Here is a 10,877-nt window from a genome sequence, read left to right on the forward strand (position 1 = left end):
TGCGGGAGTTGTTTCTGAAGTTCTGCACGGATCTCTTGCACTTGAGCTTTGGCCGTCTTTCCTCCATAAGCAATAGCTAAATTATACTTTTTAGCATTCCCTGCAAATTCCTTGGCTAAATCAATGGCTTTTTGCACACTTTTTTTACTCCCGCGAATTTTTGCAACTGTATCATAAACCCCATCATCATTACAGGTAATAATGGGTTTTAAATTCAATATATTTCCTAAAATGGAAGCCACTAAACCAATACGTCCACCTTTTTGCAAGTATTCCAATGTGGGTACATGAAAAAACACTTTAGATTTTTTCACATCTTCAAGTAATTTACCCTTGATTGTTTCCCACTTTAGGCCATTTTTGACATAGTTATAAGCTTGAACAGCAATTAAGCCACTGCCTATTCCAATATTTTTCGAATCAACTGTAAAAATATCCATATCTTTAAAATTTTCTGCTACAAGGCGAACCATATTATTTGTACCACTTAATCCGCTTGAAATAGTCACACAAATAACTTTTTTAAATCCTTCTGCTTGAATTTGTGCTAAAATTTCGCTAATAACTTCTCCACTCGGAAGAGAAGTCTTAGGAATTTCTTCGTTAAGGCGATCATAAACATCTTGTGCAGTAATATCTACGTTGTCCGTATATTCTTCATCTTTATAAATAACCTTTAATGGAATAACTTTCATGTTTCCTAATGCAATATACTCTTCAGGAACATTTGAACCAGAGTCCACAAGAAACGCAACTTTTTCTTCAGTCATATTCTTTACCTCGCAATTTTATTTTTTCGATTTACCATCTTTTTTATTTCTTACCTTTTCTTCTCCAATCAGTGCTAACGTTTTTTCTGTAACAATTTTAGTTGCTACTGCAATCGTTGCAGTTCGCACAACTAAATTGTTCATATCAGTGTCATCTGGCAACAATGGCAACGGAGAAGGTTCTTTCTTTACAAGATGAGACCCAATGGCTACCAATGCGGCTTCTTGTTCTGTACAAAATAAATCATATGCCCCACGAATTCCACTAATAGAAGCTTGATAAACGAGCCCTTCTTTAACTTCTGGTATGGTTAACACTTGTTTTAAAACGGATATAGCAATCAAATAAGCTAAATGCTTTTTTTTATAACGCTTTTTTACAGGTGGAGGAATTAAATCCAGTTTCACATAGTTATTTATCATTGAAGCTGTAATAATCTTTTTCTGTTTACTTGGATTAAAAACAAAGAGGTATTTATCAATTAAAGTCAAAACTTGATCCATGTAAAGATCAAAGTCAGGCAATTCTTCCCAGCGCGGAAAATGAAACTCAGTAATCTCTTGTGTCCACTCAATAAGCTCTTCTTCTATTTTATTCACTATCTCACCTGTTTCATTTTTTATGATTGATTGTATTTTACCATTAATTCCAAAACTAGACAAACTAGTTTTGGAAACTAGTTAACATCCATAAATATCTCTTTTCCTTAAAGTAACCGTATACATAGTAACACGATAAATTAGTCGCTTGCAAGAAAAGAAAATGAACGTTACGTTTTCGCTAAAAAATGTGGTTCTTTGTTAAATCGTGTTGGTAATTCTCAGATAGTGAAATTCCCTCCGGAATTTACGTGTCTGCTCGCAAGAAGCCATGGGATCGACTGGAGACTTAGTGTCTCCAGTCTTTCAAGCCTTGTCATGGCTGTTGCTGTTTCAGCAGTTTTACAGACATGATACACTTGGGCACATGCCCACAGTGCTTCGTTTTTTCAGAATCCTTTACATGGCTGCAAGCAGCCACTATTCCTCCGAAAATTTCAAGACTATAGAATAGATTCATTTTTCTTACCAACACCAAAAATAATAGAACCAAAAATGTATATAAAAAAATGTAAGAAACTTCCGATAACGGATTTTCCTTACATTCTTACTCATTAGAAGCAATCAGCAACTGATTTTATATTATGAAGTCGGCGGTGTAGGTGTTGTAGCCGTCATTCGTTCGACCAACTCTTTTTCTAAACTATCAATTTTATTTGCTTGTTCAATTATTTTTTCATCTTTTTCAGTTATCTTATGTTCGTATTCTTCTCTTACTTGTTTCAACTCTTGCTGTTTTGTTTCTTCTGCATTTGACAAATCAGATTCATAATTTTTGATTTTTTTCTTTGTTCTAAATGCTGTACTCGTTGCAATCAAAACCGTAATCAACGCTCCGATAAACAAAGAACCTAAAATAACCATAATTAATGGCCATGTAACTAGAGCAAAACCGAAATTAACTGGCACGTCTGCTACATTTAAAACGGCAAATAATGCAATTAACAACACCAATATGATGGCTAAAACTGTTCCCCATTGTTTTTTCATCTTTTCTTCCCCTTCCTAAGTAAGAAAAACGGACAAGCTCGCCTTGACCTCCGTAAAAATAGAGAATACGACTTGGGGAGCAACGCTCCTTTCGTCGCCTTGTACTGGTACTCTACGAGATGAATCTCTTAAAGTACCAGCAAATAAGCATACTGCGCAATTGCTAGGAGACTTCCAGCTTTAGCTGGTTACGTCGACTAGTATAAAGCACGCTTAGCGTGACTTTAGGCCTTATAGTCATCTTTTTCACGAGAGGTCAGAGCTTGAACGCTAGACATTAAATGCAAAAAAACTTATCATACTCCTACTTTATAAAAAAAACTAGCTTCTCTACTTGTATTTTAGCATAGTGCAGGTTATTCCCCCTAAGAAAAAGCTTTATTTATTATTGAAAAAAGTTAAAGCTAAAAAATCACCAGTTCTTGGGAATAAAGAATACAATTTACCCGCAACTTCCATTAAATAAGGCAAATTCAGCTCTCTTTTAGATGTTCCGATCAACTCTACAATACGGTTAGCAACCATAACAGGATTTAAGACCATGCGGCCTACTTTTTCTAAATAATTGCCGCTCTCATCCGCGATATCAAAAAAGTTCGTTTCAATTGGACCGGGATTAACAGTTGTCACATAAATGTTTAAAGGCTTCAATTCTAAGCGCAGCGCATTTGAGTAACCCATTACTGCAAATTTTGTAGCAGAATAGATAGTTGATTTTGGTGTTGCTATTTTTCCAGCTTGTGAAGCAATATTAATAATGTGTCCTTGTTTTCTCTCTGCCATTTCGATAGCAACCAATTGCGTAACGTACATCATACCCAACACATTGACTCTAAACATTTTTTCAGCAAGCGCCATATCAAAAGTTAACGCTTCTTCAAAATGACCAAATCCTGCATTATTAATTAAAACATCGATCTTTCCTACTTGCTGGTATACATCTTGAATCACTTTTTGAATGACTTCAGGATCAGCTACATCCATTGCATAGGCATAAGCTTCTTTCCCAGACAAAGCAGCACACTTTTTTTTAACTTCTAAAAGCAGATCCATTCTGCGGGCACTAACTACTACAACTGCACCTTGTTTAGCAGCTGCATATGCAATTTGTTCGCCTAATCCAGTTGAACCACCTGTAATAAAAATAATCTGATCCGTTAATCTTTCTTGTTTATTTTTCATCTGTATTTTTCCCTTCTTTAATGGGTTTCTTTTTGTAGCGGAATGTTAATCTCTTCAAAATCTTTTACGATATGTGTATGTTTAAAGATTTTTTGTGCTTCTTGTTCTAATGCATAAGCATCTTTTCCTAAATAACGGGCACTGATATGCGTTAATAATAACCGCTTAGCTCCTGATTCTAAAGCGACTTCTGCTGCATCGCGATTCGTAGAATGGTTATAGTCACGAGCCATTTTTTGTTCTGATCCTTCAAAAGTACTTTCATGAACAAGCACATCAGCCTCTTTAGCTAAGATTACGCTGTTTGCAGTCTTTTTGGTATCGCCAAGAATTGTGACAACCCGGCCTTTTTGGGTCGCACCAATAAAATCTTTCCCATTAAAAGTGCGGCCGTCCGGCAGAGTAATGGTTTCTCCTTGTTTTAATTTCCCATATAGTGGACCAAATGGTACACCTGCTTCTTTTAGCTTTTCAACTTGCAAACTTCCTTGATGATCCGCTTCTTGAATCCGGTAGCCAAAAGATTGAATACCATGTTCAAGAGGAAGACAAGAAACTTTAAATTGTGTATCTTCAAAAAGAATACCAGGTTCATTAATTTCATGGAACTTCAAAGAATATTTTAAATACGTACCAGAAACTTTTAAACAGGTTAAAACAAACTGTTTGATTCCTTTTGGTCCATATATCGTTAAGGGTCCTTCTCCTCCTTGAAATGAACGGCTGCTGATTAATCCTGGCAAGCCAAAAATATGATCGCCATGAAGATGGGTAATAAAAATTTTATCGATTTTCCGCGGTTTTAAAGTGGTATGGAGGATTTGCTGTTGTGTCGCTTCACCACAATCAAATAGCCAAACGCTGTTTCTTTCATCCAATAATTTTAATGCAATGCTTGTGACGTTGCGGTGTTTTGCCGGAACTCCTGCACCTGTTCCTAAAAATAATAATTCCATTTTATCCGATCCTAACTCTATAGATTTTTATTACTCGTTGACAGCAAGTAGAAACTCCTCTTTAGTTTAACAAAATTGCGCTAATATAGCGATAAACACTTCCCGAAAAAAAGAAACCACATGAGCAAATGTCAAGTGGCTTCTTTTCAATTCCAACAGTTCTTATTCAACAAATTCAAATTCGTATTTCATAATTCGAACTGTATCTCCGTCTACTGCTCCGCGTTCACGTAGTTCTTCATCAATCCCCATTGCTCTTAATTGACGAGCAAAACGACGAATGGACTCATCGTGATCAAAATTAGTCATTTTAAATAATTTTTCTAGTTTGTCGCCTGATATGACCCAAGTTGCATCAGGATCTCTTGTAATTTTATAGCCTTTATCTTCAGCAGTGTGTTTGTATAATACAACTTCTTCTTGTTCTTGTTCCAACTCTTCCAAGTGGAATTCAGAAGTAGTCTCTAGTACATCTGCCGTTGCATTTAATAAATTATTGATGCCTTTATGTGAAATCGCTGAAATAGGAAAAATTTGGATATCATCCTCATATTCATCTTCTTTCAAAGACTGAAGTTTCTTTTTAAAAGCTTTCAGATTTTCTTCCGCTTCAGGCATGTCCATTTTATTAGCAACAATCAGCTGAGGCCGTTCTAACAAACGCAGATCATAGCTTTCAAGTTCTTTATTGATTGTTACATAATCTTCGTATGGATCTCTGCCTTCACTGCCGCTCATATCAATCACATGCAAAATGACACGCGTGCGCTCAATATGTCTCAAAAATTGAATACCAAGACCCACTCCTTGCGATGCACCTTCAATCAGTCCAGGCAAGTCAGCCATCACAAAACTTTTTCCTTGAGTTGTTTGGACCATTCCTAAATTAGGAACCAACGTAGTAAAATGATAAGCACCGATTTTAGGACGTGCTGCAGAAACAATTGAAAGCAAAGTAGATTTTCCAACTGAAGGAAAACCAACTAATCCGACATCTGCTAGAACTTTCAATTCTAGTTCTAGATTCCGTTCTTCACCAGGCTCACCGTTTTCTGCCACTTCAGGAGCTGGATTTCTTGGAGTAGCGAAACGAATATTGCCTCGTCCGCCTCGTCCGCCTTTTGCCACTGTCAAACGTTGCCCTTCATGAATTAAGTCTCCTAAAACAATTCCTGTATCCACATCTCTTACAACAGTTCCAGGCGGAACTTTGATAAATGTATCTCCAGCTCCTCTGCCGTGCATACTTTTACTCATTCCATGTTCTCCATCTTCGCCTTTATAATGACGATTAAAACGAAAATCCATTAAAGTTCGTAATCCTTCATCAACAATAAAAATTAAACTTCCGCCTTTTCCGCCATCTCCACCAGCCGGTCCGCCATCTGGAACATATTTTTCGCGCCTGAAAGCTACCATACCGTTACCACCGTTGCCAGCTTTTACGCTAATTGTTACTTGGTCTAAAAACATTGACATTATTAATTTCCTCCTCATTTTTTACAGTTATGAGAGTTTTATTTTGATTTTTTTGGGTTACTCTTTAGATGATGCAGCGAGAATCCTTATTGTTACATTTGTTCCAAGATGTAAACAAGTATATTTTCCGTCACGTATTACCTAAAAAATGAGGTTATGTTCAGTATACCCCATTCTAATCCATTACCTATTGTACGGATATTTTCTTGATTTGTCCATTTAAACCTGAATAAGGATGAAGGGTTTTTTCTTAAGCTTCTTAAGTGAACAAGAGTTTATTTAGAAATCCATGTTAGAATGACAATCAATAAGAAAATTCCTCCGATAGTTGCCCAACTTTGCCATCGAGCAAAATTGATTGTTATTCCAATTCCAAACTTTTTTTCTATCCAAATTGAAGGATCGTCAGGATTATAATAAAAAACCCCTAACTTCCAATACCGATCTTCATTATAGCGATGTGCTGCCTTAGTTTTTTCTTCTGGAATACCATGCATTTTTAACCGTTCTCCGCCTTGCCCGTATTTCAAAGATAGAGCAACAGTATAGCCTAAAACAAAGAGCGTATAGCAAATAGTTAGGTAGATAAACCACTGGATAGGTACTTTGCTGAACAGCACAGTAGAAAATTGAAGTGCGCTTAGCAATAACTGGGTTAAAATAGAAACGAGTAAAGAAAAACGAGACCAAGCTTGGCGAAAGAGACGATTTTTTAAACTAGAAATAGAGGGATGTTTAGGATCTAAAGCTTGTTTTGCACTTTTAACTGAATAATTGACTATTACAAAAATAAGAGTCATTACCAACTGAACTCCCAATAAACCAAAAACAGTTTTAACGGATTTAGTTGCAAACCGGTCTGGCTCGAAATTGATTCCCCAATGAATGGGAAAAGCATCAGGGATCCGTTGGTAATTTAACCAAGTAATGAGTGCTGTTCCGCCAATAATCACCAAGTTACTAAAGATAATAATCGCATTTGGGATCAATAGTCCTTTTTTTCGAGAATTTAAATCTACTACAATCTCTTGCGAACTCCCACTTTCTCTTGGTAATTGCCTTTTCCAGGCCTGCACTTTTTTATGGATCACTAAATAAGTTGAACTAGCAATCACTAAGATCAATAGTATCCCTATAGTACTATAAATACCCAGTTGCATCTCTGCTTGTGCTGTATTTTTAGTATGAGAAAAAATAAAGAAAGGAATTGTAAAAAGGATACTGCTCATAACAGTAACTAAGAAATACTGTTTCATCCATTTTTTTAATTGCTCGTCTTCTTCGTAGGTTTCAGGTATGCTGACACCAAATTGACTGCTTTTTCGTCCCATAAACGGAGTTAATCCCATTATGATTCCAACTACCAAAAATAGAATAACCATAAATCCTACAAATAAGTTCATTTTTCTTCTCTCCTTTGTATCTCCGTATTGATTGATTCGCGTATGACGTTTACTTCTTTTTCGGATAATTGATAAATAGCAGCATCGATCATCAATTCTGTTAATTTGAGTTTAAATTCCTCTTGGTACGTGTCACTCATATCCATCTGTTCACGCTCTCTTACTTGAAAGCCTTTTTTATGGTTTGTTAAAATTTTTTCATCAACTAATTGCAAATAGGCTTTATTGACTGTATGCATATTTACGCCAATATCGCCAGCTAAACTACGGACACTTGGCAACATTTCACCAGGAATCAGTTCCTTTTTTAAGATCCCGATTTTTATTTGATAAACTAATTGCACATATATCGGTGTATCACTTTCTGGCTTAATATGAATTATCACATTAAAAACTCCTTTATCAAAAATGAATGGTTGTTCTATAACAATTATAACAAACGAGTTCTTAAAGCACAAGAACGGAAACCGCTTAATAATATTGATTGTTTTTGAGCGTTTTTGATGGTATTATAAGAGTTCGAGGAGGGTCGATATGTTAACTGAAGAACGTCATAATTATATAATTACTCAATTGAAACAACGCGGGCTAGTAAAATCTCAAGACTTGATAAATAATTTAAACTGCTCTGAATCCACTATCCGCAGAGATTTAGCTTTATTAGAAGCGGCTGGAGAATTAACCCGGATACATGGCGGAGCTAAAAGAACTTATCACTTAGATGAAGAATTGACAGCTCATGAAAAAACCTCCAAAAACATCCAAGAAAAAAAAGCCATTGCAGAATTAGCAGCTTCTTTTATTGAAGAAAATGATACTATTTTTTTAGATGCAGGAACCACTACCCTTTATTTAGTTCCTTTTTTAAAAAATAAAAACATTCGAGTTGTGACAAACGGTATTCAGCAGGCAACTTTATTATCAGAGCTACAAATAAAAACAATTCTGCTTGGCGGAGAAATCAAGACAACAACAAAAGCAATCATTGGAACGGTCAGTAACAATCAATTAAATGATTATCGATTTAATAAAAGCTTTTTGGGAATAAATGGCATTGATTCGGAATTTGGTTTTACTACTCCAGATATTGAAGAAGCAGCGGTTAAAAAACAGGCTCACTTACACAGTTCAAAAACCTACTTCCTAGCCGATCAAACAAAATTCGATAAAGTTAGCTTTGCAAAAGTTTGTGAGCTTGAGGATGCTATTATTGTGACAGATACTATCGACCATACTGTTTATCAAAGTTACTTTGATCAAACAACTATTAAGGAGGCAAAAAAATGATTTATACTGTTACCCTTAATCCATCGATTGACTACATTGTTGAAGTTCCTAATTTCAAAATGGGAGAGTTAAATCGAATGACAAGGGATATTAAACTGCCCGGAGGAAAAGGAATCAATGTTTCCCGCGTGCTTCACCAACTCGAACAGCCTACGACTGCTTTAGGCTTTCTAGGAGGTTTTACCGGCGATTTCATTACCAACTGGTTGAGTCAAGAAGAAGTGATAACTCAATTTACACCGGTTCAAGACGATACAAGAATCAATGTTAAATTGAAATCTGATCAAGAAACAGAGATTAATGCAAATGGTCCGGTTATTACCGAAAAAGAAGCGCACGAACTCTTATCTCAATTCGATCAGTTAACTTCAAATGACTTAGTCGTTATTTCCGGTAATCAGCCTGCCTCTTTGCCTAAGGATTTTTATCAGCAGATTATTTCTCGAATTGTTGCTACAGGAGCTCGTTTTGTGATGGATACAACAGGACAAGCCTTATTGGATGCTCTTTCTTTTCATCCTTTATTGGTCAAACCCAATCACCATGAATTAGCAGATTTATTCCAAGTCACTTTTAATTCTGTTGACGACATGATCCCTTATGGAAAAGAATTAATTAAAATGGGCGCTTCATATGCTTTGATTTCTATGGCAGGAGATGGAGCATTATTTTTCACAGAAGATAAAGTATACCAATCAACTGTTCCTAAAGGGAAAGTGAAAAATTCAGTAGGAGCTGGCGATTCAATGGTTGCAGGTTTTATCGGAACGCTTATGCAGACAAAGGATCCTTTAGCAGCTTTTCAAACTAGTGTTGCTACAGGCAGTGCTACAGCTTTTTCAGATGATTTAGCCAAGAAAAAAGAGATTGACCGTCTTCTTTCTCAAGTTCATGTAACTTTGTTAAGTTAACTATTAGGAGGAAAAAATATGAATATCAACGATTTATTGCTTAAAAGCGTCATGATAATGGATTTAAAAGCAACCACTAAAGAAGCTGCAATTGATGAAATGATTGCTAGCTTAGCTGCTCAAAACCGCCTCAATGATCCGGCTCTTTTTAAAGAAGGTATCATGGCCAGAGAAGCTCAGACTTCAACAGGACTTGGAGATGGCATTGCTATGCCGCATGCAAAAACAGCTGCAGTCAATGAAGCTACTGTATTATTTGCTAAAAGTACAAAAGGCGTGGAATATGAGGCTTTAGATGGTCAACCAACCTATTTATTCTTTATGATTGCTGCTCCAGAGGGTGCTAATGACACTCATTTGCAAGCTTTGGCTAGCTTATCTCGGTTATTAATAAACCCTGAATTTGTTGCTTCTCTAAAAGAAACAACAACACCTGATGAAGTTCAAAATTTATTTACAAAAGCAGAGCAAAAACGGTTAGCTGATGAAAAAGCCGAACAACAAGCTGAAGCAACTAAAACTCCCGATGTTGATCGTCCTTTTGTTATTGCAGTAACTGCTTGTCCTACTGGAATTGCTCATACCTATATGGCTGAAGATGCTCTGAAGAAAAAAGCTGCTGAAATGGGCGTAGATATCAAAGTAGAAACCAACGGAACTGAAGGTGTTAAAAATCGATTGACCGCAGCTGATATTAAGCGTGCTGCAGGTGTTATCGTTGCTGCTGATAAAAATGTCGAAATGAATCGTTTTGATGGCAAACATGTTCTTCAACGTCCAGTAAGTGACGGAATACGTAAATCTGAAGAACTGATCGATAAAGCAGTTAAACAGCAAGCTCCTACTTTCCATGCAAGTGGTGAAAGAGATATGGAGGATTCAGAAGAAGAAAAAGGTTCTATTATAAGTAAAGTTTATAAAGATTTGATGAATGGGATTTCGCATATGCTGCCTTTCGTAGTCGGCGGCGGTATCATTATGGCTCTTTCTTTCCTAGTTGAACCTTACTTTGGAGATAAAAGCGAGATTTTTACTTTCTTAAATTCATTAGGCAGTAATGCTTTTAACTTCTTGATCCCTATTTTAGCTGGTTATATCGCCATGAGTATCGGTGATCGTCCCGGATTAATGCCAGGTATGGTCGGTGGATTTATGGCTGTTCAAAGTAATGCTGGTTTCTTAGGTGGATTAGCTGCTGGTTTCTTAGCAGGTTATGTCATTCTTTTCTTAAGAAAGCTTCTAAAAGGTATGCCTAAGTCATTGGAAGGGCTGAAATCAATTCTACTCTACCCTGTACTT

Annotated in this window: 11 protein-coding genes; 3 read left to right on the top strand and 8 right to left on the bottom strand. The window is 36.3% G+C overall.

Annotated elements, in window-relative coordinates:
- From RT405_RS05080 to RT405_RS05115, 8 genes are all read right to left on the bottom strand, one after another.
- Window positions 1–770: DegV family protein (locus RT405_RS05080; protein WP_313468115.1), on the bottom strand; the 770-nt coding region annotated here is incomplete at its 3' end.
- Between the two features lie 18 nt (window positions 771–788).
- The gene (locus tag RT405_RS05085) at window positions 789–1,370 is read right to left on the bottom strand and encodes a DUF1836 domain-containing protein (protein WP_313468116.1); all 582 of its coding nucleotides are present in this window, start codon (window positions 1,368–1,370) and stop codon (window positions 789–791) included.
- A gap of 582 nt (window positions 1,371–1,952) precedes the next feature.
- The gene (locus RT405_RS05090; RefSeq protein ID WP_313468118.1) at window positions 1,953–2,360 is read right to left on the bottom strand and encodes a lipopolysaccharide assembly protein LapA domain-containing protein; all 408 of its coding nucleotides are present in this window, start codon (window positions 2,358–2,360) and stop codon (window positions 1,953–1,955) included.
- A gap of 378 nt (window positions 2,361–2,738) precedes the next feature.
- On the bottom strand, window positions 2,739–3,542 hold the full coding sequence (locus tag RT405_RS05095; RefSeq protein ID WP_313468119.1) for an SDR family oxidoreductase: 804 nt from the start codon (window positions 3,540–3,542) through the stop codon (window positions 2,739–2,741).
- Between the two features lie 17 nt (window positions 3,543–3,559).
- Entirely contained in the window at window positions 3,560–4,498 is a 939-nt protein-coding gene (gene rnz / locus RT405_RS05100) for a ribonuclease Z (RefSeq protein ID WP_313468120.1), read from the bottom strand.
- 162 nt (window positions 4,499–4,660) lie between these two features.
- Window positions 4,661–5,977, bottom strand: a complete 1,317-nt coding sequence (gene obgE / locus RT405_RS05105; RefSeq protein WP_313468122.1) for a GTPase ObgE — start codon at window positions 5,975–5,977, stop codon at window positions 4,661–4,663.
- Window positions 5,978–6,252: 275 nt separating this feature from the next.
- A complete protein-coding gene (locus RT405_RS05110; protein ID WP_313468124.1) occupies window positions 6,253–7,380 on the bottom strand; it encodes a DUF5808 domain-containing protein in 1,128 nt (375 codons plus the stop codon).
- Entirely contained in the window at window positions 7,377–7,766 is a 390-nt protein-coding gene (locus RT405_RS05115) for a GntR family transcriptional regulator (RefSeq protein ID WP_313468126.1), read from the bottom strand. The genes RT405_RS05110 and RT405_RS05115 overlap by 4 nt, the downstream gene beginning before the upstream one ends.
- Window positions 7,767–7,914: 148 nt before the next feature.
- On the opposite strand from RT405_RS05115, the gene RT405_RS05120 reads away from it, so the two are divergent.
- From RT405_RS05120 to RT405_RS05130, 3 genes are all read left to right on the top strand, one after another.
- Window positions 7,915–8,667, top strand: coding sequence for a DeoR/GlpR family DNA-binding transcription regulator (locus RT405_RS05120; RefSeq protein ID WP_313468128.1), 753 nt, complete (start codon window positions 7,915–7,917; stop codon window positions 8,665–8,667).
- Window positions 8,664–9,578, top strand: coding sequence for a 1-phosphofructokinase (gene pfkB, locus RT405_RS05125; RefSeq protein ID WP_313468130.1), 915 nt, complete (start codon window positions 8,664–8,666; stop codon window positions 9,576–9,578). The genes RT405_RS05120 and pfkB overlap by 4 nt, the downstream gene beginning before the upstream one ends.
- A gap of 18 nt (window positions 9,579–9,596) precedes the next feature.
- On the top strand, window positions 9,597–10,877 hold a 1,281-nt coding region (locus RT405_RS05130; protein WP_313468132.1), incomplete at its 3' end, for a fructose PTS transporter subunit IIA.

Origin of the sequence: Carnobacterium sp. (genome assembly GCF_032094055.1) — a bacterium.
Taxonomy (GTDB): domain Bacteria; phylum Bacillota; class Bacilli; order Lactobacillales; family Carnobacteriaceae; genus Carnobacterium_A.

Excerpts from the sequence above, each read along its gene's own strand:
- RT405_RS05090 (WP_313468118.1), bottom strand. The coding sequence starts at position 2,360 with ATGAAAAAACAATGGGGAACAGTTTTAGCCATCATATTGGTGTTGTTA.
- RT405_RS05095 (WP_313468119.1), bottom strand. The coding sequence starts at position 3,542 with ATGAAAAATAAACAAGAAAGATTAACGGATCAGATTATTTTTATTACA.
- rnz (WP_313468120.1), bottom strand. The coding sequence starts at position 4,498 with ATGGAATTATTATTTTTAGGAACAGGTGCAGGAGTTCCGGCAAAACAC.
- obgE (WP_313468122.1), bottom strand. The coding sequence starts at position 5,977 with ATGTCAATGTTTTTAGACCAAGTAACAATTAGCGTAAAAGCTGGCAAC.
- RT405_RS05110 (WP_313468124.1), bottom strand. The coding sequence starts at position 7,380 with ATGAACTTATTTGTAGGATTTATGGTTATTCTATTTTTGGTAGTTGGA.
- RT405_RS05120 (WP_313468128.1), top strand. The coding sequence starts at position 7,915 with ATGTTAACTGAAGAACGTCATAATTATATAATTACTCAATTGAAACAA.
- pfkB (WP_313468130.1), top strand. The coding sequence starts at position 8,664 with ATGATTTATACTGTTACCCTTAATCCATCGATTGACTACATTGTTGAA.